This is a genomic window from Clostridium sp. FP2 (assembly GCF_011065955.2).
Taxonomy (GTDB): domain Bacteria; phylum Bacillota; class Clostridia; order Clostridiales; family Clostridiaceae; genus Clostridium_AD; species Clostridium_AD tagluense.
Genome location: NZ_JAAMNI020000001.1, coordinates 3607352 through 3632063, shown reverse-complemented (window position 1 = coordinate 3632063; position 24712 = coordinate 3607352). Strand labels below are relative to the sequence as shown.

General features: G+C 31.8%; 19 protein-coding genes, 1 other RNA gene and 1 riboswitch. Of the genes, 19 read left to right on the top strand and 1 reads right to left on the bottom strand.

The features are described from left to right. Positions 1–29 precede the first annotated feature (29 nt). The 7 genes from G9F71_RS17475 (at position 30) to ppdK (ending at position 7333) form a co-directional block, all read left to right on the top strand. Positions 30–728, top strand: a complete 699-nt coding sequence (locus G9F71_RS17475) for a diacylglycerol kinase (RefSeq protein ID WP_164949083.1) — start codon at positions 30–32, stop codon at positions 726–728. A 140-nt stretch (positions 729–868) separates the two neighbouring features. Continuing rightward, positions 869–1267, top strand: coding sequence for a cytidine deaminase (locus G9F71_RS17470; RefSeq protein WP_164949082.1), 399 nt, complete (start codon positions 869–871; stop codon positions 1265–1267). Between the two features lie 46 nt (positions 1268–1313). After that, complete coding sequence (gene era, locus G9F71_RS17465) at positions 1314–2195, top strand: GTPase Era (RefSeq protein WP_164949081.1); 882 nt, start codon at positions 1314–1316, stop codon at positions 2193–2195. A gap of 11 nt (positions 2196–2206) precedes the next feature. Continuing rightward, on the top strand, positions 2207–2956 hold the full coding sequence (recO, locus tag G9F71_RS17460; protein ID WP_164949245.1) for a DNA repair protein RecO: 750 nt from the start codon (positions 2207–2209) through the stop codon (positions 2954–2956). Positions 2957–3000: 44 nt separating this feature from the next. Beyond that, a complete protein-coding gene (locus tag G9F71_RS17455) occupies positions 3001–3600 on the top strand; it encodes a DUF4342 domain-containing protein (RefSeq protein WP_164949080.1) in 600 nt (199 codons plus the stop codon). Positions 3601–3967: 367 nt separating this feature from the next. After that, on the top strand, positions 3968–4600 hold the full coding sequence (locus tag G9F71_RS17450; RefSeq protein WP_372481067.1) for a helix-turn-helix transcriptional regulator: 633 nt from the start codon (positions 3968–3970) through the stop codon (positions 4598–4600). 96 nt (positions 4601–4696) lie between these two features. Continuing rightward, on the top strand, positions 4697–7333 hold the full coding sequence (gene ppdK, locus G9F71_RS17445) for a pyruvate, phosphate dikinase (protein WP_164949078.1): 2637 nt from the start codon (positions 4697–4699) through the stop codon (positions 7331–7333). A 78-nt stretch (positions 7334–7411) separates the two neighbouring features. Here ppdK and G9F71_RS17440 read toward each other — a convergent pair whose 3' ends face one another. Further along, complete coding sequence (locus G9F71_RS17440; RefSeq protein ID WP_164949077.1) at positions 7412–8479, bottom strand: CotS family spore coat protein; 1068 nt, start codon at positions 8477–8479, stop codon at positions 7412–7414. Positions 8480–8657: 178 nt separating this feature from the next. Between G9F71_RS17440 and G9F71_RS17435 the strand changes: the two genes are divergently transcribed. The 12 genes from G9F71_RS17435 (at position 8658) to purF (ending at position 24703) form a co-directional block, all read left to right on the top strand. Continuing rightward, a complete protein-coding gene (locus G9F71_RS17435) occupies positions 8658–9686 on the top strand; it encodes a deoxyguanosinetriphosphate triphosphohydrolase (RefSeq protein ID WP_164949076.1) in 1029 nt (342 codons plus the stop codon). Positions 9687–9913: 227 nt separating this feature from the next. Next, on the top strand, positions 9914–11683 hold the full coding sequence (gene dnaG / locus G9F71_RS17430) for a DNA primase (RefSeq protein WP_164949075.1): 1770 nt from the start codon (positions 9914–9916) through the stop codon (positions 11681–11683). A gap of 22 nt (positions 11684–11705) precedes the next feature. Further along, a complete protein-coding gene (rpoD, locus tag G9F71_RS17425) occupies positions 11706–12803 on the top strand; it encodes an RNA polymerase sigma factor RpoD (RefSeq protein ID WP_187353462.1) in 1098 nt (365 codons plus the stop codon). A 100-nt stretch (positions 12804–12903) separates the two neighbouring features. Beyond that, on the top strand, positions 12904–13791 hold the full coding sequence (locus tag G9F71_RS17420; RefSeq protein WP_164949073.1) for a PH domain-containing protein: 888 nt from the start codon (positions 12904–12906) through the stop codon (positions 13789–13791). Positions 13792–13802: 11 nt separating this feature from the next. Continuing rightward, positions 13803–14480 carry a tRNA (adenine(22)-N(1))-methyltransferase gene (locus G9F71_RS17415; RefSeq protein WP_164949072.1) on the top strand — a complete coding sequence of 226 codons (678 nt, stop codon included), beginning with the start codon at positions 13803–13805 and terminating at the stop codon, positions 14478–14480. A 2-nt stretch (positions 14481–14482) separates the two neighbouring features. Beyond that, positions 14483–15298 (top strand): Nif3-like dinuclear metal center hexameric protein, encoded by an 816-nt coding sequence (locus tag G9F71_RS17410; protein WP_164949071.1) that lies wholly within the window; start codon positions 14483–14485, stop codon positions 15296–15298. A gap of 49 nt (positions 15299–15347) precedes the next feature. Next, an RNA gene (rnpB, locus tag G9F71_RS17405) (RNase P RNA component class A) lies at positions 15348–15722 on the top strand. Between the two features lie 353 nt (positions 15723–16075). Next, a riboswitch (glycine riboswitch) is annotated at positions 16076–16200 on the top strand. A gap of 122 nt (positions 16201–16322) precedes the next feature. After that, positions 16323–17666: an alanine/glycine:cation symporter family protein gene (locus tag G9F71_RS17400; RefSeq protein ID WP_164949070.1), complete on the top strand. Its 1344-nt coding sequence runs from the start codon at positions 16323–16325 to the stop codon at positions 17664–17666. 226 nt (positions 17667–17892) lie between these two features. Further along, entirely contained in the window at positions 17893–21672 is a 3780-nt protein-coding gene (locus G9F71_RS17395; protein WP_164949069.1) for a phosphoribosylformylglycinamidine synthase, read from the top strand. 309 nt (positions 21673–21981) lie between these two features. Continuing rightward, positions 21982–22461 carry a 5-(carboxyamino)imidazole ribonucleotide mutase gene (gene purE, locus G9F71_RS17390; RefSeq protein ID WP_164949068.1) on the top strand — a complete coding sequence of 160 codons (480 nt, stop codon included), beginning with the start codon at positions 21982–21984 and terminating at the stop codon, positions 22459–22461. A 27-nt stretch (positions 22462–22488) separates the two neighbouring features. After that, positions 22489–23196, top strand: a complete 708-nt coding sequence (purC, locus tag G9F71_RS17385) for a phosphoribosylaminoimidazolesuccinocarboxamide synthase (protein ID WP_164949067.1) — start codon at positions 22489–22491, stop codon at positions 23194–23196. A gap of 73 nt (positions 23197–23269) precedes the next feature. Continuing rightward, a complete protein-coding gene (gene purF / locus G9F71_RS17380; RefSeq protein WP_224626457.1) occupies positions 23270–24703 on the top strand; it encodes an amidophosphoribosyltransferase in 1434 nt (477 codons plus the stop codon). Positions 24704–24712 lie beyond the last annotated feature (9 nt).

Here is a 24712-nt window from a genome sequence, read left to right as displayed (position 1 = left end):
CTCTACAATATTCTCAAAGGCGGTTAAGTATGAAGGTTAAAAAAATGGTTGATAGTTTTAATTATGCTATTGAAGGAATTATATATTCAATTAGAACGCAAAGAAATATGAAGATACATATGATAGCTGCAATAATAGTGCTATCTGCCACTTTTTTTTATGATTTATCAAGGATAGAACTTTTGATTATAACCATCACTATAAGCTTGGTTATAGTGGCTGAAATGATAAATACTGCAGTGGAATGTGCAATAGACGCTACCACTAATTTTTATCATCCACTAGCGAAAATTGCTAAGAATGTTGCTGCAGGTGCAGTGCTAGTAACTGCTATAAATTCAGTTCTAGTAGGCTATGTTATATTTTGGGATAGATTAACTCCCTTTAATAGAACAATGATGGCAAAACTAAAAAAATCTGACCCTGACATGATTTTTTTTATATTAGTTATAGTTTGTATTGCAGCAGTAGTAGTTAAATCAATTTATGGTGAGGGAACGCCATTTAGGGGCGGAATGCCAAGTGGTCACAGTACAATAGCTTTTTCGGTAGCAACAGCTATAACACTATTAACTACTGAACCGCTTATTATGGTATTGTCTTATTTGCTAGCTGTAATTGTTGCGCAAAGTAGGGTTGATTCACAAATTCATTCTATCTTAGAAGTGATTTTTGGAGGCCTTTTCGGCACTTTATTAACATTATTATTATTTAAAGTTTTAGGATAATATATATTAGATTTCAGCCATGCAAAATATAATGTATAATATTATTGAATTACTAATATTTAATGATATAATTGGTATACGTGATTTTTAATTGTTATTTAATATCATATGTCTCAAATTAATTGTGTAGGGGTGTAATAATGGATTATAAAAAGTTAGCTAAAATTGCAATAGATGCTAGAGAAAACGCTTATGCGCCATATTCAAAATTTAAAGTTGGTGCAGCAGTTGTTACAGAAGATGATTCAATATATACAGGATGCAACATAGAAAATGCCTCTTATGGTGCTAGTAATTGTGCCGAAAGAACTGCAATTTTTAAAGCTGTATCTGAAGGGCACAAAAAAATTAAAGCTATAGCAGTAGTGGGGGATATGTCAACACATACCTATCCATGTGGTATTTGCAGGCAAGTTATAGCGGAATTTGCCACAGAAGATATTAATATTATAATGGTAAAAAGTGAAGATGATTATATAATAAAAACTATGGAAGAAATATTACCAGGCGCGTTTACTAAAGAAGATTTATTAAAGTAAGATAGAAAATTATACTATTTACTTAAGATAACAAGAAGGAGGATATATGTTTAATTCGGGATTCGTAACTATTATTGGAAGGCCTAATGTAGGTAAATCTACATTGATAAATTATATTATGGGGGAAAAATTATCAATTGTGTCTAATAGACCTCAGACTACAAGAAATAATATACAAACCATTTTAACAACTAAAGATTCTCAAATAATATTTGTAGATACTCCAGGAATGCATAAACCTAGGCATAAACTAGGAGAATATATGGTTAAAGTAGCACAACAATCTACAAGTGAAGTAGATGTGATATTATTTATAACTACACCAGGGGATGAAATTGACAAAGGTGATATGCATATTCTCGAACAACTAAAAGACGGTAAAATTCCAGTATTTCTATTAGTCAATAAAATTGATGAGAACACCCAAGAGAGGGTAGCTAAAACTATTCAGAGTTATTCGGAGTATTTTAATTTTAAAGAAATAATACCTATTGCAGCTATAAAAGGTAAAAATGTTGATATAATTACTAAACTTGTAGCTGAAAATATCCCAGAGGGACCATTATATTACCCAGAGGATATGATTACAGACCAACAAGAAAGATTTATTATCACTGAAATAATAAGAGAAAAGGCTTTGAAGCTACTATCCCAAGAAGTACCTCATGGAATAGCAATAGAGATCATTTCTATGAAGCGAGATGCAAGGAATATGTATCATATTGAAGCTAACTTGCTGTGTGAAAAAGATTCGCACAAGGGTATAATAATTGGAAAAGGTGGAAAAACACTTAAGCAAATTTCTACTTATGCAAGACAAGATGTAATGAAATTTTTAGGTGAAAAAGTAAACTTAAGATTATGGGTAAAGGTAAAGAAAGAGTGGAGAGATACTTCAAGTATTTTAAAAGAATTAGGGTATAAGTAGGGGATGATTTTCTGTCGATTTTAAAAACTAGAGCGATTGTCATAAAAACTCAAGAATTTAAAGAATCTGACAAGCTAGTTTGGCTTTTTACTGAAGAACTTGGTAAAATAACAGCCATAGCAAAGGGAGCCAGAAAAAATAAAAGTAAATATGTATCATCCACACTACCTTGCTCTTATGGGGAATTCATACTTTTTAAAGGTAAAAATTTATATACAATAAATGAAGTTACAATTATAGACTCTTTTCAGCAATTATTAAGGGATCTTACAACAATTACTTATGCCTCATATTTTAATGAATTAATTGATATTGCCATGGAAAATGAAGAGGTTAATAGTGAACTTTTTAAAGATTTTGTTAGTGCTTTCTATTTTATAAAAAATGATGTTATGGATATAGAAGTTCTAGCAAGAGCTTTTGAAACAAAACTTTTAAAGGCAACGGGTTATGGATTGAATTTTGAACAATGCGTTAGGTGTAGAAAAAAAATAACAATATCTAATAATATTGATTTACAATCCTATGGTCCTATTTGTAAAGATTGTGAAAAGGTAAATAGTATATATATTTCAAACCCTACATATAATACATTAAAATTCTTAAATAATTTTGGTATGGATAAAATTAATAGAATAGTTGTATCTAAAGCATCCAAGCTTGAACTATATAAAATTCTATCTTTTATAATTTCCCAGAATTATACACGAAAGCCAAAGAGCCTAGAAATGTTTGATCATTTGAGGGAATATAACAATTAGTAAAGTATTTTTACCTAGGAAAAATTATAAGGAGGATGATTTTAATGTCAGAAATTACACTTGAAAAGATTGACATCATCAAAGAGCGAACAGGAGTATCATATACTGAAGCTAAGGAAGCTTTAGAAGAATGTGATAGTGACGTAGTTAATGCGCTCATTTATATTGAAGCAAAACAAAAAAGAAATTCTAAATTTAATATGGAAGAAATGTATTCCACTAAGGATGAGTTCGTAGTAGCTATAAAAGATATTGTACGAAAAGGAAATGTATCTAGGATAAAAGTAAAAAAAGATGAAAATGTAGTTATGGACATACCTGTTAATGCCGGCATTGCAGCAGGCTTAGTTGGATTATTTAATCCTGTTATAATTGGTCTTGGATTACTAACAGCAGTACTCACAAAGGTTACTATTGAGATAACTAAAGTAGATGGTACTGTAGAAGTAGTTAATACTATTATTAAAAATACAGTTGAAGACGTAAGAAGTAGAATGAGCGATATGAGTTTCGATGTAAAAGAAAAACTCAATGACACAAAAGATACTTTTACTAAAATCAGTAAAGACGGTAGTGATGAAAATGTATACCAATACACTGTAAAGTTTGATAAGGAAAAAGAAGACGAGGAAGAAAAGGAATAAAAACAATGGTTTTATTTTAAATTTTCATATTTTATAACTCTACCAATAGGATTTCCCCTTCCATAAAGCCAGCAATTGTAAATTGATGGTTTTATGGAAGGGGAAATTAACTATTTGTATAACTTTATATAAACACTATTAATATGAAATTAATAATATAGGAAAATTTTATGGTTTTAAACAAAAAATCATTAAAAAACCCTACATTATATATTAAAATGTGGTACAATGTTAAAAATGGTATGTAAAATTCTAGTATAATAGTGCTTTATGCAATCGTTTGTATTTCCAATATTGGAAATATAAACGATTGCATAGAAATTATATATCATGTTTAGTAAATTAAAATGGAAAGAGGGTGGGAAAAATTAAACTAACACCAAGACAAGAAGAGATTATAAGATTAGTTAAAGAAAATCCACCTATTACCAGTGAACGTTTAGCAAATAAGCTAGGAGTAACTAGGGCTGCGCTAAGGCCAGATTTGGCAATACTGACAATGACAGGCATTTTAGATGCAAGGCCTAAGGTAGGGTATATTTATTCAAAAAAACCCTCTTATAGTTTAGTTTATGATTATATAAGAAATATTAAAGTTAAAGATATAATGTCAAAACCTATAATGACAACAGAAGAAACAATGGTTTATGATGCAATACTACATTTGTTTTTGAATGATGTCGGTACTTTATTTATACATAATAATGGCAATTTAGTAGGAGCAGTATCAAGAAAAGACTTTCTTAAAATGGCTATGGGTGGTACAGATATTCATAAAGTACCTGTAGGAATTATAATGACTAGAATGCCAAATATAGTGCTTGTTGAAAAAGAAGATAGTATTTATTTAGCCGCACAAAAGATTATAGAACACGAAGTAGACAGTCTACCTGTGGTAGAAAGAAAATTTGAAAGTGGGAAAGAAATATTTCAAATTGTTGGTAAGATATCCAAAACTAATATTACAAGATTATTTGTAAAAATGGGCGAAAATGGCTAAATGATTGAAGTGAGTGAAATTGGGTACTGTTTGTTCTACGTTGGACACCTTATACCCATTATCATATATAATTTATAATCGAAGGGGTTGTTTGGAATGGAAAATAAAAAATATGTTTATCTTTTTAGTGAAGGTAATGCTTCAATGAAAAATCTTTTAGGGGGAAAAGGTGCAAACCTTGCAGAGATGACTACTCTTGGAATTCCAGTACCACAGGGATTCACAGTAACTACTGAAGCTTGTAATAAATATTATGAAGATGGCCAATTAATCGCATCTGAAATTGTTAGTGAAATACATTCTAAAATGGCTGATCTTGAAAAAATTACAGGAAAGAAGTTTGGAAGTTTAGAAAATCCATTACTTGTGTCAGTTAGATCTGGAGCAAGAGCATCAATGCCTGGTATGATGGATACAATTTTAAACCTTGGATTAAATGATGAAACAGTAGAAGTTATGGCAAAATTAACGAATAACCCAAGATTTGCTTATGATTCATACAGAAGATTTATCCAAATGTTTGCTGACGTTGTTATGGGGGTTGAAAAAAGAAACTTTGAAAACATTATGGATAATATGAAAGAAGCAAAAGGCGTAAAATTCGATACTGAACTTGATGCTAATGATTTAAAAAAATTAGTTGTGCAATTTAAAGAATTCTATAAAGAAGATAAAGGCGCGGAATTCCCAAGTGACCCAACAAGTCAATTAATAGAGTCTATTACTGCAGTATTTAGATCATGGGATAATCCTCGTGCTAATGTATATAGAAGATTAAATGACATTCCTGGAAGTTGGGGAACAGCAGTAAGCGTTCAAGAAATGGTATTTGGTAACAAGGGAGATACATCAGGAACGGGTGTTGCATTCTCAAGAAACCCATCTACTGGGGAAAAGGGAATATATGCTGAGTACTTAATGAATGCACAAGGTGAAGACGTTGTTGCAGGAATAAGAACACCACAAGATATATCACAACTTCATAAAGATATGCCAAAAGTATATAGCGAATTTATGGCGATTGTTAATACTCTTGAAACTCACTACAAAGATATGCAAGATATGGAGTTTACAATTGAAGATGGAAAATTATACTTCCTTCAAACAAGAAACGGCAAAAGAACTGCGCAAGCAGCACTCAAAATTGCTGTGGAACTAGTTGAAGATGGAATGTTAACAAAAGAGCAAGCTATGATGAAGGTTGACCCAAAACAACTAGATACATTACTTCATCCTAACTTTGATATAGAAGAATTAAAGAACTCTAAAGTAATAGCTAAAGGTCTTCCAGCATCTCCTGGAGCTGCATGTGGAAGAGTTTGCTTTACTGCAGAAGATGCAAAAGCAAGGCATGAAGCTGGAGAAAAAGTTGTACTTGTTAGGCTTGAAACTTCACCAGAAGATATTGAAGGCATGATTGCGTCTGAAGGTATATTAACAGTAAGAGGTGGGATGACTTCTCATGCTGCGGTTGTTGCAAGAGGAATGGGAACTTGTTGTGTTGCTGGGTGTGGAGATATAAAAGTTAACGAAAAAGAGAAAAACTTTAAAATTGGTGAAATAACATATAATGAAGGCGACTTTATTTCAATGGATGGAAGTACAGGAAATGTATATGCTGGATTAATTAAAACAGTTGAGCCTGAAATAAGTGGTTACTTTGAAACATTTATGGGCTGGGCTGATGAGATAAGAAGCTTAAAAGTTAGAACTAATGCAGATACTCCAAAAGATACAGCGCAAGCAGTTAAATATGGAGCTGAAGGTATTGGATTATGCAGAACAGAGCATATGTTCTTTGATGCTGATAGAATAATGGGCATAAGAGAAATGATTGTTGCTAAAGACGAAGCAAAAAGAAGAGTGGCACTTGAAAAATTATTACCAATGCAAAGAGAAGACTTTATAGGAATCTATGAAGAACTTGCGCAAAGACCAGCTACAATTAGATTCTTAGATCCACCACTACATGAATTCTTACCACATGATGATCAAGATATAAAAGAACTAGCAATAGATATGGGAATAACTTTTGAGGAGCTAAAAGCTACTGTTGAATCATTACATGAGTTCAATCCAATGATGGGACATAGAGGATGCAGACTTGCAGTATCATATCCAGAAATAGCTGAAATGCAAACTAGAGCGGTTATTGAAGCTGCTATAGATGTTAAGACTAGAAAAGGATACAATATTGTTCCAGAAATAATGATTCCTCTAATTGGAGAAGTTAAAGAATTAAAATATGTTAAAGATATAGTAGTAAGAATAGCTGATCAAATCATAGCTGAAAAAGGCAGTGATTTAAAGTATATGGTTGGTACAATGATTGAAATACCAAGAGCTGCGCTTACCGCTGATGAAGTAGCAAAAGAAGCTGAATTCTTCTCATTTGGAACAAATGATTTAACACAAATGACTTTTGGATTCTCAAGAGATGATGCAGCAACTTTCCTAAAACACTACTATGAAAAGAAAGTTTATGAATTTGATCCATTCCAAAAATTAGATCAAGTAGGCGTGGGCAAACTTATTAAAATGGCTGTTGAACTTGGACGAAAAACTAGACCTAATATAAAACTTGGAATATGCGGAGAACACGGTGGAGATCCATCTTCTGTTGAATTCTGTCACAATGTGGGACTTGATTATGTATCATGCTCACCATTCAGAGTTCCAGTTGCAAGACTTGCAGCTGCTCAAGCAGAAGTAAATAATCCAAGAAAAAAATAGTATTTTCACAAAGATGTACCTAATAAATTAATCCCCAAAAAGCCGCTGCTTTGCAGTGGCTTTTTACTTATGACGACATTATAAAATTGTATTGAATTTGTTTTCAATATAAGCTTTAAAGCCGAAAACAAAATCTAATTGATATTCATTTTTGTTAGTTGAATTATTTAGTAGATTTAAGAAGGCTTTTTTATTACATTTATTAATATTTCCATAATAATCTCTTGATATTTTCCAATACCTTTGGGGGAAGGCCAGATAAACAAGAATATATTTATAATCATCCAAGCTTAAAGGTAGAATTTTATCATATAATTCTAAAAAGCTTATTGCTAGTTCTAAATCCCATTTTGTGCTATCTCTTTTTAAAAGCCGCCTTAAACAATAGGAAATATCATGGGCACAATAGTCATTTCTACATTTATCAAAATCAATTACCCATATTTCATTATTAGAATCAAAAATAATATTCTTATTAACATAATCAAGATGACATAATGATTTTGTAAGATTATCCTGGTTCATATCATAAGCAATGTTTGTAGAACACTCAGCTAGCTTGATACTTGAGTCAAAATGCTGGAGGTATAACTTAGAAAAAGTATCATCATATTTATAAGCTAAATTGGAGAAATTAAGAAGGCTTTCATAGTGCTTGTATATGGAAGTGCCCAAAGTACTATAGCCCTCCTTTATGTTACTGCCGCATATAGGTGTAAAGTTTACACTGGCTTTATGCATATTTGCGAGATTGGTACTACAGGCGAGGACATGATCTATATTATCGTAGTCACATTTAATGCCATCAACCCAAGGTGTAAGTATGAATAGCATACCATTATAGTTTATAAATCTGCTATTGCTCTTTGTTTTAAGTATTCGAGGCACATTAATATTATTTCTATATAACCATTCTATAGCGGAATACACAAATAATAGATCTTTTACAGAGTAATAAACTTTTTTTAAACAATAGCATTGTTCTAAGTATTGTACTTTATATACAGCTCTTTGTTTATCAGTATCTTTAAATTTAATTTGTGATATATCAGCATTAGTTAAGTTGTATTGGGGTAGGATGTGTTTTTTTACATTTTCTTCAGATAATAAATCTATGTTATTTATTTTTTTAGCCGTGGAAGGCATCTTAACACTCCTAAAAAATTATTACATTATTAGAATATTAATAAAATTTTAATAATATACGTTTAATATTAAAAAAGGGTAATTAATTTAATTTGTAGAATACTAAGTAAGGTATCTAAAAAAATAACATAAATAATTGTAGCATCCCAGGTGACGATTTAATTTTAGGAGGGGAGTTATGAACATTCGCAAAAAAATAGAAACTAATGAAGGTAATACCATTATTTCCTGCGGGGCATTATCCATAAACTCAAAGGGCCGAAAAATATTAGAAGATCTAGATGAGGTAAGAACTTGTTATATGGTAGATCGAGATAGGATAATACATAGTAAAGCATTTAGGAGACTGCAGCACAAAACTCAAGTATATATAAAGGCTAGCAGTGATCATTATAGGACAAGACTTACACATACCTTAGAAGTTGCGCAAATAGCTAAAACTATAGGTAAAGGTATAGGTTTAAATGAAGATTTAATAGAAGCTATAGCACTAGGTCATGATATAGGGCATGTACCCTTTGCTCATAATGGTGAAGAGGTACTTAATGATATTTTGCCAGGAGGATTTAGGCATAGTGAAAATAGCATTAGAGTGCTAACAAAAATTGAAAAATTAGGTGCTGGACTTAATTTGAGTGCAGAAGTATTAGATGGAATTTTAAATCATAGTGGACTATCTTCCAAAATTGGGAAGGCAGAAACACTAGAAGGTCAGGTAGTTAGGTATAGCGACAAAATTGCATATGTTAATCATGACATAGATGATTCCATAAGAGCAGGATTACTAAAGGAATCAATGTTACCAAGGTCTGCAATGGAAGTTTTAGGCACAAATCATGGCAAGCGAATAGATACCTTAGTTAAAGATTGTATTTATAATACATTAAATAACATAAATGAGGATAAGATAGAGGTATCACTTAGTGAAGCTGTTTCAGGTGCATTGGGTGTGTTAAGAAATTTTATGTTTCAAAATATATACAAGGGCGAAATACTAAAGGAAGAAAGGCAAAAAGCACAATTTGTTGTAAAGCAGGTTTTTACATATTACTACAACAATCCAGGGTCAATGCCAAATTTTTACAAGCATACAGTTCAAGAAGAAGGATTAGATATAGGCGTAGCAGATTACATTTCTGGTATGAGTGATGATTATTGTTTAATGCTTTTTAACGATATTTATCTTCCTAAAGTTGTCATTTATTAAAATATAAAAATAACTAATAACTCTTTTCAGAAAAATCAACTAACTTTGAAATTAAAAAGAAAAAAATAAAAATATAAAAATAATGAAGGAAATTTGTAATTTATAAAGAATATATAATATACAAGAATAATTATTATTAAAAAAAGTGGATTTAAAGAAGGATAATACACTTTTTTGTCGAATAAAAATACGTTGTGAATTTATATAAGTAAGGTGGTAATAATCTATTGATTGCTGAAGATGTCATCCGAAAAATAAAGGAACAAAATGATATTGTGGATGTAATATCTGAAAGTGTTAAACTTAAAAGAACTGGAAGAAATTACATTGGCCTTTGTCCTTTTCATAATGAAAAGAGTCCTTCTTTCACTGTGTCTCAAGACAAGCAAATTTATAAATGTTTTGGATGTGGCGAAGCTGGGAATGTAATTAGTTATATTATGAAGGACAGGAATGTAACTTTTCCTGAAGCTGCAAAGGTTCTGGCTGAAAGGGCAAATATTAGTATAGAACTAGAAAGTGACGAAAATAATGTACAAAAAAACATGTATAACAAAATGTACAATATTAATGTAGAAGCGGCTAGGTATTTTTATGGCAATTTAAGAAAGGATAAAAAAGCACAAGCATATTTCGTAAACCGAGGAATCACTGAAGCTACTATGAAAAAATTTGGTTTAGGTTTTTCCTTTGATAAATGGGATGGCTTGTTATTATACCTAAAAAAGAAAGGTTATTCTGAGCTGGATTTACTTAATATAGGATTAATTATTAAAAGTCCTAAAGGTTCATATTATGATAGATTTAGAAATAGGATTATGTTTCCTGTGTTTGATTATAAAGGTAAGGTCATTGGATTTGGTGGAAGGGTTTTAGATGATTCAAAACCTAAGTATTTAAATTCACCTGAGACCACATTATTTCATAAAGGTTATCATCTTTATGGATTGAATTTTGTAATCAAAAATAATAAATCTCGAACAATAATAATTGTAGAGGGGTATATGGATTGTATTTCACTTCATCAATATGGGTTTTCAAATGTTGTTGCATCCCTTGGTACCGCACTTACTATCAATCAAGCAAAATTATTGAAAAAATATGTAGACAAAGTCATTATTTCATATGATGCTGATTTTGCAGGTCAAGCAGCAACTTTGAAAGGACTAGAAATATTAAGAAATGAAGGCTTTGATTTGAGAGTGCTAATAGTACCAAAGGGTAAGGACCCAGATGAATATATAAAAAATAATGGACAGCAGGCTTTTCAAAAATTAGTAGATGATGCTCTTCCTATAATAGATTATAGGATTAAAAGAGCAAGTGAGGGAATAAATTTTTCGAATAGTGAAATGCTAATACAGTATGTAAAAAAGGTTACTGAAATTATTGTAGATTTAGACCCTGTTGAAAAAGATGTTCATATAAAAAAGGTTTCTGAAGGAACAGGCATCAAGGAACAAGCAATATATGACTTATTAAGAGACGAAATCAACAAAAATTCAAAAAAAACGCAGAAAATGAATATACAACAGGATTTTGGACAAAAATTATATTTAGAACCAGCTTATATTAAGGCTGAAAGAAATTTATTGAAATTTATGTTTATAAAAGTTGAAAATTGTGATTATATTACAGAAATCATGTCCATAGATCAATTAGTACTTGAAAGTCATAAAACCATATATAAATTAATTGTTGAATATAAAAATTTAACAAGAGATGAAAAAATTAAAAACATCGAATTTAGATGTAATGATATAGAATGTACAAAAGAATGGATAAATACTATGGAAATCGAGTTTGATGACGATGAAGAGCATCATAAAAGACTTATAAATGATTGCATAAAACAATTGAAAAAATTCAAGTTAGAGGAGTCGAAAAAAGAAATTATGGATAAAATCAAAAAATATGAATCAAAAGGCCTACTAGAAGAATCTATAAAACTTGCCCAAAAACTTATAGACGTTCAAAAAGATATAAAACAATTATAATATTTAGGAAGGAGGTAATATGATGAAGGATAAAAGCTCAAAAATGACTTTAGTCAACAAACTTATTGAAAAAGGTAGAAAAAAAGGATCCTTAACTTATAAAGAAGTAATGGATGAACTTTATGAAGTAGATTTAAGCCCAGAGCAAATAGAAAAGGTTTATGAAGTTTTAGAATCAATGGAAATAGATGTTGTTGGGGATATGAATGAAGCTGCTGCACCTGCTACTGGCGCTCAAGCCGAGGTTGAACCAGAAGCTGAAGAACTTGATGTTAGTATACCAGAAGGTATATCTATAGATGACCCTGTTAGGATGTATTTGAAAGAAATTGGAAAAGTTTCATTATTATCATCAGCTGAAGAAATTGAACTTGCTAAGAGAAATGAAGAAGGAGACCTGGTTGCTAAGAAAAGACTAGCAGAAGCTAATTTAAGATTAGTTGTTAGTATAGCTAAAAGGTATGTTGGACGTGGAATGTTATTCCTAGATCTTATTCAAGAAGGTAATTTAGGACTAATAAAAGCTGTAGAAAAATATGACTATAGAAAAGGCTTTAAATTTAGTACTTATGCTACTTGGTGGATTAGGCAGGCAATAACTCGTGCAATAGCAGATCAAGCAAGAACAATAAGGATACCTGTGCATATGGTTGAAACTATAAATAAGCTTATTAGAGTTTCAAGGCAACTCCTTCAAGAGCTTGGACGTGAACCTCAACCGGATGAAGTTGCTGAAAAAATGGAAATGCCCGTGGCAAAAGTCAGAGAAATAATGAAAATTGCACAAGAACCAGTATCTCTTGAGACTCCTATAGGTGAAGAAGAAGATAGTCATTTAGGTGATTTTATTCCTGATGATGATGCACTAGCACCAGCAGAAGCTGCTGCATTTACAATGCTTAAAGAACAATTAATCAACGTTTTAGATACATTGACTCCTAGAGAAGAAAAAGTTTTAAGATTAAGATTTGGACTAGATGATGGACGCGCAAGGACTCTTGAGGAAGTTGGTAAAGAATTCAATGTAACTCGCGAGAGAATAAGGCAAATTGAAGCTAAAGCACTACGTAAATTAAGACACCCAAGTAGAAGCAAAAAACTAAAAGATTATTTAGATTAAACACCTTATTTAGGGTGTTTTTTTCTCTGTGTAAAATTATGGAAAAACATTTACAAGGTGGATTTGAATATGCTATAATGTAGTTTAAGAAGGTGATTTAATGGATAGTTATATATCTAAAGGAGGACGCGGGCTCTGGCTTATGTTGCTTACCACTGCATTATATAATATATTAATCTTAATATTATTAAAATTTACAGATTCATATATTGTAGCTAGTCTGTTAAAGCTTATATTAGTGTCATGTAATATATATCAAGTATACTACATGCTACTTTACTCATCACTTAAATGCACTATTGATGACCAAAATATTGGCATATATGCTATTGGGTCATTAAAAAAAATAATTTTACCATTAAATCAAATTGAAGGATATACTGTGTCAAGTGGTATAATTAAAGGGATTAAGCTTAATGGTATAGCCATAAGTAACTTTGCTATGGGTAGATTTGTAATTGATCAAATTGGTATATCTAGAATGTTTGTTACAAATAATAAAAAAATTTTTTATTTGAAAACGGAGCATATGAATTATGCAATATCTCCTGTAGATTATGAAAAATTTGAAAAAGCACTAGCAGATCACAATGTAAGTAGAGTAGAATGGAAATATAAGGTGAATAACAGTTATAATCTTCATAAAGACAAGCATTTCATTTTACCTTTAATGGTAGTAAGTGTACTAACCTTAATTTTAACCCTAAATCCATTTATATTATATTTAAAGCATATGATACCTAATACTATGCCTTTAAACTTTGATGCAAACTTCAACCCAATAAAAATGGGAACAGGTAAACAATTTGCGTTTACCCAGATGATTTACGGGGTATTAAATATGGCATTACTATTTTGTATGTATTATGCAAGCTATTTTAGCGCGAAATATGATAGAAAATCAGCATATAAATTTATTTATATGTCACTGATTGTATCAATGATATTTTTAATTATACAGTTTAAAATATTAATTAACTTTAGATAAGGATGAAAAATATGGATCTTAGCATAAGATTAAAAGCAATTGTAAATATGATAGAAAAATGTGATAGTGTTATTGATGTGGGAACGGACCATGGGTATGTCCCTATCTATTTAGTAAAGAATGGTGTAATAAAAAGTGCCATTGCATCTGATATAAATAAAGGTCCTGTTGAAAAAGCCAGAAATAATATTACTCTTAATAATCTAAGTGCGCAAATTAGTTGTAGACTAGGAAGTGGATTATCTACAGTTAATAATGGCGAGGCCCAGATAGCTATTATTGCAGGAATGGGTGGTAATTTAATAAGAGATATATTAGAAGCTGACTTAGATCTGGTTAAACAATTTAAATATATGATACTTCAGCCGGTTCAGAATGCTGAGGTTTTGAGAGAGTATTTGTATATAACAGGATATAATATCATTGATGAAGAAATTTGCAATGACGATGGTAAGTTTTATGAAATTATTAAGGTGAAATATGATACTAAACCTATAATTTTGGATAGTATTTATTATGAGATAAGCAAAATATTATTAGATAAAAAAGACCCAGTAATGCAAAGTTTTATAGAGTATAAGATGCAAAAATATTCAAAAGTATATGATAGTTTAAATGATGAAACAATTTTATCTAAAAATAGGAAGATAGAGCTTTATCACGTTATAAAAAGACTTAAGGGGTTTTAAAAATGCTTTTAAAAGTAAGAACTATTGAAGATATTATGGAAAAGTATGCCCCGGCTACACTAAAAGAGGATTATGATAATGTAGGACTCATGGTTGGGGACAGTGATGCAACGGTTACGAAAATTTTAATTGCATTAGATTGTACAATAGATGTAATTTCAGAAGCTGTGGATAGTGGATGCAATTTTATATTGACCCATCATCCTCTTCTTTTTGTTAAGCCTAAAACTATTACCAGGGATACTTTGGTAGGTAGAAAAATTATTGATCTAATCAGTAATGGGATAAATGTGTATGCTAGTCATACAAATTTAGATTCTGCATGCGGTGGGTTAAATGATATTGCCACTGAGATTTTAGGGTTTAATAAATACAAGATTATTCAGCCATCAAAAAATTATAATTGCTCTGAAGGTCATTCTGGAATTGGTAGATTAGTTTGCTTAGATGAGCCTATTATGCTGGGGAAATTATGTGAAAATGTAAAGAAAACATTTAAAGCAAAAGCTATAAGATATGTAGGCCACCATAATGATTTAATTAAAACTATTGCTATTATAAATGGCAGTGGAGAAGACTTTTTTTATGATAGTATAAAATTAGGTGCAGATTGCATTATTACAGGGGATACTAAGTATCACGGTGCTTGCGATTTAAAAGAAGAACATATAGCTTTAATTGATGCTGGACATTTTGCAACAGAGTGGATACCTCTACAAATATTTGGAGAAAAACTTAAAAAACAATTGATAAAAGATGGGTATGATAATGAGGTTATAGTTTCTCAAATATCTCAGGATCCATATAAAACTATGTAGTATAAAATACCATTTGCATTTAAGCCAGTATTATGGTATCATTATTTTGCGAGTAAGCCAGACAATCGCTGCGCAGTATTGCGGAGAGGAAAGTCCGAGCTCCATAGGGCAAGGGTGCTGGGTAACTCCCAGTGAAGGCGACTTTAAGGAAAGTGCAACAGAGATATACCGCTAAAGGTATTCTAGTAGTTTAGCTTGCTAAATATCTGAATATACTAGTAAGGATGGAAAGGCGAGGTAAGAGCTCACCAGCGCAATGGCGACTTTGCGGCTATGTAAACCCCACCTGGAGCAAGATCGAATAGGAGAACATCATGAGACTGCCCGTCTCGTTCTCGGGTGTATCGCTTGAGCTTATTGGTAACAATAGGCCTAGATAGATGATTGTCTAATACAGAACTCGGCTTATAGGCTTAATCGTACCAATAGAAAACATTCACTTTATAGTGGGTGTTTTTTTTATTGTATAGAAAAGTGTAATTTTAAAATATATTAAGTTTAAATATGTAGAATAATGTATATACAGTTGTATATATATATATGTTATAAATTAAAAAAAAAGAGAAATTTAAATTATTTTGTAAAATAAATGAAATAAAGAAGAAAATATGGTATAGTAGTGTAAATGATTACAAATTAATAATTTTGGATGAAAATATTAGGAGAGAGATGTATAAGAGATTAAGTTTAAAAGCAATTAAATGATTAAAGCTTAATCCATAACATCCACCGAAGAAGTTAAGCTTTCAGGTATCCATTTGGAAAAGTACTAATATTGGACAAACCTCTGGAGAGACTTTTATAGCACCGAAGGAGAAAGCTAAACCTTATTTAATTACATATTCTATGTGATTGAGTGCTGGAATAGTGAAGCTCTCAGGTAAAAGGACAGGGTTATTTGCAAAAGGTCATTTCATTTTGATCTCTATTTTAGTGTGCTTTAAAAGTATAATAGTCTCACAGTATATTAATTGGTATAAATTTTTTTATGCAAAAATTAAACAACTAGAAGGGACGTGTATTTATGGACTTGTTATCAATTATTAAAGACATTAATGGTGTTTTGTGGGGGTATGTATTAATATTTTTATTATGTGGTACTGGAATTTACTTTACAGTAACTTTAAAATTTGTTCAAGTTAGAAGATTTAAAGATGCATTTAAACAGACTTTTGGTGGAATTAAATTTGGTCATAAAGCAGGAGAGGACGGAATGTCATCCTTTCAAGCTATGACAACTTCAATAGCGGCTCAAGTAGGAACAGGAAATTTAGCAGGAGCTGCAACGGCTATAGTATCAGGAGGACCAGGGGCAATATTTTGGATGTGGCTAAGTGCTTTCTTTGGAATGGCAACTATTTTTGCAGAAGCGGTGCTTGCTCAAAAATATAAAGAAAAAGTTGGCGGCGAGATGACAGGAGGACCTGCTTATTATATTAGTAAAGGTATTGGAAGCAAAAAGCTAGCAGCATTTTTTTCAGTAACTATAATAATTGCCTTGGGATTTATAGGAAATATGGTACAATCTAATTCAATAAGTGCGGCAATAAGCTCAAATACTAATATTCGGATTATTATTGGTATTATAGTTGCAGCTTTAGCTGGTATGATTTTTATTGGGGGAGTAGGCCGTATTGCAGCCTTTACTGAAAAAATAGTTCCATTTATGGCTCTATTTTATATATTGGGAAGCGTAATAATAATTATAATGAATATTGCTAATTTAGGACCAGCATTTAAAATGATCTTTGTAGGAGCTTTTAACCCCCAAGCTGCTACTGGTGGTTTAATTGGAGTTGGGGTAAAAGAAGCTATGAGATACGGTATTGCAAGAGGACTATTCTCTAATGAAGCGGGAATGGGATCAACACCACATGCACACGCACTTGCAAAGGTTGCCCATCCAGCTCAGCAGGGCCTGGTTGCAATAGTATGTGTATTTATTGATACCTTTATAATTTTAACATTAACTGCAATGGTTATATTAACTACTGGAGCAATGGATGGAAAAACTACTGGTATAGCTTTAACTCAAAAAGCTTTTGCTAATGGAATGGGAAGTATTGGTGGTCCATTTGTAGCTATAGCATTATTCTTCTTTGCTTTTTCTACAATAGTAGCTTGGTATTTCTTTGGAGAAGCCAATGTTAAATACTTATTTGGGAAAAAAGCATTAACATTATATAGATGTTTAGTTCTTGTATTTATAGTATTAGGTGCAGCATTAAAGGTTGACCTAGTTTGGGAACTAGCAGATACTTTCAATGGATTAATGGTTATACCAAATCTAATTGCATTGTTAGGACTTTCAGCGTTAGTTAAAAAGACATTGAAAAATTACGAAGATGATTTTGAAAAGAAAAACTAAATTTAGTAATATATTTTTTAGAATAAAACAGGATGGCATATTTGTGCCATCCTGTTTTTGCATTATATTATATATTATAAAAGGCATTAAAATCAGAAAAGTATGGAATTATAGTAAAATAAGCTTTTATAATTAGAGAAAATATACTATACTATAACTATAACGAATTATAAAAGATATTTAATGTTTAATATTCGTATAAATTTACATTTTGGAGGTATTAATCATGGAAAATAAGATATATAGGTTATATGTAGAGAAAAAAACGAACTATAATGTTGAAGGTAAAAAAATGTTAAGAGATATAGTGATAAATCTAGGTATAGCAAACCTTACAGGGCTTAGATTAATTAATAGATATGATATTATGGGAATATCAGAAAATCAGTATCAAAAGTCAAGAAATACAATATTTTCAGAACCTACAGTAGATGAGGTTTATGATGAAGAGCTAAATATTGAAAGTGGAGAAAGCGTATTTGCTATTGAATATTTGCCAGGACAATATGATCAAAGAGCAGATTCTGCTGCTCAGTGTATACAAATCTTAACTCAAAAGGATAAACCTATAGTTAAAACAGCAAAAGTTATAATATTAAAGGGCAATATTACTAAAAGTGAAATAGATGAGATTAAAGAATATTGTATAAATGCGGTAGACTCTAGAGAAACAGGTTTAGAAAATCAAAGCGATTTAAAGCAAATTTTTGATGAGCCAGAGGAAGTAGCTACAGTAGAATCCTTTATTGATATGAATGAGGTAGACTTAAGAGAATTTTTAAATGATAAGGGTCTTGCTATGAGCTTTGAAGATTTAAAATACTGCAGAGAATACTTTAGGGAAACTGAAAAGAGAGACCCAACCATAACGGAGATAAAAGTTATAGATACCTATTGGTCAGATCACTGTAGGCATACTACCTTTAATACTGTGATTGATGATGTTTATATAGAAGAGGGTAAATATTCAGAGCCAATTAAAAAGGCTTACGAGGAATATTTAGATACTAGAGAGTTTGTTTATGGGGACAAAGGTAGAGATGTCACATTGATGGATATGGCAGTTATTGGCATGAAAGAGTTAAGAAAAAAAGGAAAGTTACAGGACTTAGATGTTTCAGACGAAATCAATGCCTGCAGTATAATTGTAGAAGCGGACATTGAGGGAGTTAAGGAAAAGTGGCTTGTAATGTTTAAAAATGAAACCCATAATCACCCTACTGAAATAGAACCTTTTGGAGGGGCAGCCACCTGTCTTGGTGGGGCCATAAGAGATCCATTATCAGGTAGGAGTTATGTATATCAGGCAATGCGTGTTACAGGCTGCGGTGACCCAAGAAGCCTGATTTCAGATACCATAAAAGGAAAGCTCCCTCAAAGAAAAATAACCCTTGAAGCTGCTCATGGATATAGTTCTTATGGAAATCAAATAGGACTTGCCACAGGACTAGTTTCCGAGGTCTATGATGAAGACTTTGTGGCTAAAAGAATGGAAGTAGGGGCAGTTATTGGAGCAGTGCCTTATGAAAATGTGGTTCGTGAGACGCCAATAGCTGGGGACAGCGTTATACTTCTTGGTGGAAAAACAGGCCGAGATGGATGTGGAGGAGCTACAGGCTCATCTAAGCAGCATAGTGATAGTTCATTACGAACTTCAGGAGCAGAAGTTCAAAAGGGGAATGCACCTACAGAGAGAAAAATTCAAAGACTATTTAGAAATCCTAAAGTTACAAAACTTATAAAAAGGTGTAATGATTTCGGTGCAGGTGGAGTGTCTGTAGCTATAGGGGAACTGGCAGATGCACTTATAATTAATTTAGATGCTGTGCCAAAGAAATACCATGGTCTAGATGGTACAGAACTTGCCATATCAGAATCACAAGAACGTATGGCTGTTGTTGTTAGACGCCAGGATGCTGCGCTATTTATAAAACTTTCAGAAGAGGAAAATTTGGAAGCTGTGGAAGTAGCGCAAATAACTGATGACAACAGGCTTAAAATGGTATGGAAGGGAAAAACTATAGTTGATGTAAGTAGAAGCTTTTTAGATACAAATGGAGTTAAGCAGTGTTCAGACGTAAAAGTATCAGCACCAAGTGAAAGTGAATATTATTTTTCGAAAGATATAAAAAGAAATTCCGAAAAATCAATAAAAAAATTATGGAATGATACATTACAAGACCTTAACGTTTGTAGCCAAAAGGGTTTAGTTGAGAGATTTGATAGCACTATAGGAGCAGGAACAATTTTAATGCCTTTTGGTGGCAAGTTTCAGAAAACACCAATTCAGGCTATGGTAGCAAAATTGCCTGTGCTTATTGGAAATACAAATACTGGTACAATAATGTCCTATGGATATAATCCTAAATTATCTAAATGGAGTCCTTTTCACGGAGCTGCCTATGCGGTAATAGATTCTGTAACAAAGGTAGTAGCAAATGGTGCAGATTATGCAAATGTTAAACTTACCTTCCAAGAGTATTTTGAAAAATTGTCAAAGGATCCACAAAAATGGGGTAAACCATTTTCAGCACTGCTTGGAGCGTATCATGTGCAAAAACAATTTGGTATAGCGGCTATTGGTGGAAAAGATAGCATGTCAGGTACTTTTAATGATATGAATGTACCACCAACCTTGGTATCTTTTGCAGTGGACCTTGTAAATACAGACAAGGTTATATCTCCAGAGTTTAAAAAGCATGATAGTCAGGTAGTTTTAATTTATGCAAATATTTGCGACGATGGATTACCTGATTTTGAAAAGCTTGGGCAAAACTATAAATTAGTAAAGACATTAATAGATAATGGTAAGGTTTTATCAACTTATGCAGTAGGAACTGGAGGCCTAGCAGAGGCAATATCAAAAATGTGTTTTGGTAATAGAATAGGATTTAAATTTGAAAGTGGTATTCAGGTAGAGCAGATATTCAAAGAGGACTATGGCAGTATAGTAATGGAAATTGATAACTCCGTACTTCAGGAGCTAATTAAAGACAATGCAAATATTGTAGTACTTGGAAATACTCAAAAGGAGCCAGTTATTACGGTGCTTTCAGAAACTATTAGTTTAGAGGAAGCATTATGCAATTGGGAAGGTACGCTGGAGAGTGTGTTTACTACAAAAGTAAATAATGCAAAAATAAATAGTTTTAGTGACAAAATCGGAGTAAATTTAAAACCTAAATCACGAGCTATAATTAAAATTGCAAAGCCTAGAGTTATAATTCCCGTGTTTCCTGGCACTAATTGTGAATATGATTCTATGAAGGCTTTCGAGAGAGCTGGGGCGCAGGTAGAAATAATGGTAGTAAACAATTTATCATCTAGGAATATTGAAGAATCTATAAAAGTTATGGCAGAAAAGATAAGAAATTCCCAAATAGTTATGCTTCCAGGAGGATTTAGTGCTGGTGATGAACCAGATGGGGCTGGTAAATTTATGGCCACATTTTTTAGAAATCCTATAATAAGTGAAGGCATACATGAGTTATTAGAAAATAGAGATGGATTAATTCTTGGAATATGCAACGGATTTCAAGCTTTAATAAAACTTGGACTATTACCTTATGGGAAAATAGGGTCTATAACTGAAAATAGCCCAACCTTAACCTACAATCAAATTGGTAGACATATATCTCGTATGGTGAAAACTAAAGTAGTTTCAAACATGTCTCCTTGGCTAAGTCATTTGAAAATTGGAGATATTCATACCATTCCAGTATCTCATGGAGAAGGTAGATTTGTAGGGAGCGACCAAGTTATTAAAAAACTATTTGAGAGCGGCCAAGTAGCAACTCAATACGTAGATTTTGAAGGCAACCCAAGTTTTGATATAGACTTTAATCCAAATGGGTCAATGTACGCTATTGAAGGAATTACTAGTTTAGATGGAAGAATTTTTGGCAAAATGGGTCACTCTGAAAGAGTAGGCTCAAATATCGGAAAAAATATTATTGGTGAAAAGGATCAAAAAATATTCGAGGCAGGAGTAAATTATTTTAAATAGAACCTAAAATTTATAAAAAAAGCAGTAAGTATAGCAAATTTATACTTACTGCTTTTGAATTTTTTGTAATTTAGAATATAAAAAACAAGAAAAAACATTAAAAACACGAACGATAAATATTATATAAGTGTTTAATCGTATATATGTAGATAAAAATACGAACAATATTATTAAAATAAACATTAATATATTGACTAAGCCGAAAATAGATGTTAATATAAAAATATAAATTAGTTTTTTTATGGTATAGTCCTTTTTTTATTGGAAATTATAAAAAGGGATTACTTTAGTACAATCGGAGGTAAAAAGATGAGTGTAGGAATTGTTTTTGGAAGCAAATCAGATAAAGAGGTAATGAAAAATGCAGTAATAGTACTTAAAGAATTTAAGGTTGAGTACGAAGTACATATTTTATCAGCTCACAGAGTACCAGAAAGATTAGTAGAAGTAATAAAAGAAATGGAAAATAGAGGCGTAGAATGCATTATAGCAGGAGCAGGTCTTGCTGCACATCTTCCAGGAGTAATTGCTTCACATACGGTATTGCCGGTGATTGGAGTGCCAATTAAGGCTGCTATAGAGGGGATAGACTCACTACTTTCAATTGTGCAAATGCCAAAAGCTATTCCTGTTGCTACAGTGGGTATTAACAATAGTTATAACGCTGGAATGCTGGCAGTTCAAATTTTATCACTTAAAGACATAGAACTTAAAAATAAATTAATAAAATATAGAAAAGAAATGAAAGAAAAATTTATAGCAGAAAATGAAGAAAACATTGAATTTTAAAATAAAAATATTAAGGAGTGGTTATTAATGGGAGATTCAGTATTGTTATATGAGGGAAAAGCTAAAATAATTTATAGTACAGATAATAAAGATGAGATTAGAGTATATTATAAAGATGATGCAACTGCTTTTAATGGAATTAAAAAGGCTGAAATTCAGAACAAGGGAATTTTAAACAATAGCATAACTACTGCACTATTTGAATTGTTAGAGAAAAAAGGTATAAGAACTCATTTTATCAAAAAATTAAGTGATAGAGAACAACTTTGTAAAAAGGTTGAAATAATACCTCTTGAAGTAATTGTAAGAAATGTAGCAGCTGGAAGCATGGCTAAAAGATATGGAATAGAAGAAGGCACAAAACTAAAAACAACAGTATTTGAATTAAGTTATAAAAATGATGAATTAGGTGATCCACTTATAAATGATTATCATGCAGTAGCTATGGGTCTTGCAACTTTTGAAGAATTATTAGAGATATACCATTTAGCTTCAGAAATAAATGATATTCTAAAGGCTATTTTCCTTGAAAAAGATATAAATTTAATAGATTTTAAATTAGAATTTGGAAGATTTAATGGAGAAATACTTTTGGCAGATGAGATATCACCAGATACTTGCAGATTTTGGGATGTTAAAACAGGAGAAAAATTAGATAAAGATAGATTTAGAAGAGATTTAGGTAATGTTACCGAGGCCTATGTGGAAATATTAAATAGAATTAGTGGTAAATAAAATATATGTCTGAAACATAAAAAAAGCTGACTATATCCAAAGGCTAGAAAAACAATAACAAGGAGGGATTTCTTTGAATGGAATTGTAGAATTAGATAATGTAACAATTAATGATGAAGATAAGTTTAAAGAAGAGTGTGGTGTGTTTGGTATTTTTTCACCGGATAAAGACTTAGATGTAGCATCTCTAACTTACTATGGTCTTTATGCCCTGCAGCATCGGGGAGAAGAAAGTGCTGGAATAGTATATTCTGATGGAGTTAACCTTGTTTGTGAAAAGGCTATGGGTCTTGTATGTGATGTTTTTAATGAAAAGCAAATTAAAGCTATGAAGGGTCATGCTGCCATTGGACACGTTAGATATTCCACAACCGGAGGCAGTGAATTAAAAAATGCACAGCCGCTACTGAGTAAGTTTAAACTAGGGGACATAGCTATAGCTCATAATGGAAATTTAGTAAATGCAGATGTTATTAGAGAACTACTAGAGGATGCTGGTCACCTGTTTCAAACATCTATAGATTCAGAAGTTATATTAAACTTAATTGCTAGAGGTGCCAAAAAAGGTGTTGAAAAAGCCGTAGTGGATGCCATACAGGCTATTAAGGGTTCCTATGCAATAGTAATGCTTACAAAGGAAAAGTTAATAGGGGTTAGAGATCAAAATGGTATACGACCTCTTTGTATAGGGACAATAGGCAATAGTTATGTTATTGCATCGGAAAGTTGCGCTCTAGATGCAGTAGGTGCAGACTTTTTAAGAGATGTAAAGCCTGGTGAGATAGTTATAATAGATGAAAATGGACTTACATCAATAAACTTCGCAGAAAAAACTAAAAATGCAACTTGTTCATTTGAATATATATATTTTGCAAGACCAGACAGTACCATTGATGGAATTAATGTGTACACTTCCAGAGTTATGGCTGGAGAACAGTTATTTAAAGAATCACCAGTGGACGCCGATATGGTTATAGGGGTTCCAGATTCAGGTATGGCGGCTGCAATTGGATATTCTAAGATTTCTGGAATACCTTTTGGAATGGGTCTTATAAAAAACAGATATGTGGGTAGAACCTTTATAAGTCCAACTCAAGAAATTCGTGAAAGAGCGGTGTCAGTAAAACTAAATGCATTAAAAATAAATGTAGAAGGTAAAAGAGTTATTCTCATAGATGATTCAATAGTTCGCGGAACAACTAGCAAAAGATTAGTTGAAATATTAAAAAAAGCTGGAGCAAAAGAAGTTCATTTTAGGGTTTGTTCACCAGTAGTAAAATATCCTTGTTATTTTGGAATAGATACACCCTATAGAAAAGATTTAATTGGAGCTAATGTCTCTGTTGAGGAAATAAGGCAAGATATAGGTGCCGATAGTTTAGGGTATTTAAGCATAGAGGGACTACTCAAATCATTAGGTCATACTGAATTTTGCTTAGGTTGTTTTAAGGGTAGATATCCAGTTTCTGCTCCCTTTGAAGATGACAAAGAAAGATTAGAAAGGTAGGGGATATTC

What these genes read in the sequence shown, in the direction of transcription:
- rpoD (WP_187353462.1), top strand. Translation starts at nt 11,706, where the DNA reads ATGAAGGATAAAAGCTCAAAAATGACTTTAGTCAACAAACTTATTGAA.
- ppdK (WP_164949078.1), top strand. Translation starts at nt 4,697, where the DNA reads ATGGAAAATAAAAAATATGTTTATCTTTTTAGTGAAGGTAATGCTTCA.
- G9F71_RS17470 (WP_164949082.1), top strand. Translation starts at nt 869, where the DNA reads ATGGATTATAAAAAGTTAGCTAAAATTGCAATAGATGCTAGAGAAAAC.
- G9F71_RS17415 (WP_164949072.1), top strand. Translation starts at nt 13,803, where the DNA reads ATGGATCTTAGCATAAGATTAAAAGCAATTGTAAATATGATAGAAAAA.
- G9F71_RS17475 (WP_164949083.1), top strand. Translation starts at nt 30, where the DNA reads ATGAAGGTTAAAAAAATGGTTGATAGTTTTAATTATGCTATTGAAGGA.
- G9F71_RS17435 (WP_164949076.1), top strand. Translation starts at nt 8,658, where the DNA reads ATGAACATTCGCAAAAAAATAGAAACTAATGAAGGTAATACCATTATT.
- G9F71_RS17440 (WP_164949077.1), bottom strand. Translation starts at nt 8,479, where the DNA reads ATGCCTTCCACGGCTAAAAAAATAAATAACATAGATTTATTATCTGAA.
- G9F71_RS17395 (WP_164949069.1), top strand. Translation starts at nt 17,893, where the DNA reads ATGGAAAATAAGATATATAGGTTATATGTAGAGAAAAAAACGAACTAT.
- G9F71_RS17420 (WP_164949073.1), top strand. Translation starts at nt 12,904, where the DNA reads ATGGATAGTTATATATCTAAAGGAGGACGCGGGCTCTGGCTTATGTTG.
- purC (WP_164949067.1), top strand. Translation starts at nt 22,489, where the DNA reads ATGGGAGATTCAGTATTGTTATATGAGGGAAAAGCTAAAATAATTTAT.
- G9F71_RS17400 (WP_164949070.1), top strand. Translation starts at nt 16,323, where the DNA reads ATGGACTTGTTATCAATTATTAAAGACATTAATGGTGTTTTGTGGGGG.
- G9F71_RS17410 (WP_164949071.1), top strand. Translation starts at nt 14,483, where the DNA reads ATGCTTTTAAAAGTAAGAACTATTGAAGATATTATGGAAAAGTATGCC.
- purE (WP_164949068.1), top strand. Translation starts at nt 21,982, where the DNA reads ATGAGTGTAGGAATTGTTTTTGGAAGCAAATCAGATAAAGAGGTAATG.
- G9F71_RS17455 (WP_164949080.1), top strand. Translation starts at nt 3,001, where the DNA reads ATGTCAGAAATTACACTTGAAAAGATTGACATCATCAAAGAGCGAACA.
- era (WP_164949081.1), top strand. Translation starts at nt 1,314, where the DNA reads ATGTTTAATTCGGGATTCGTAACTATTATTGGAAGGCCTAATGTAGGT.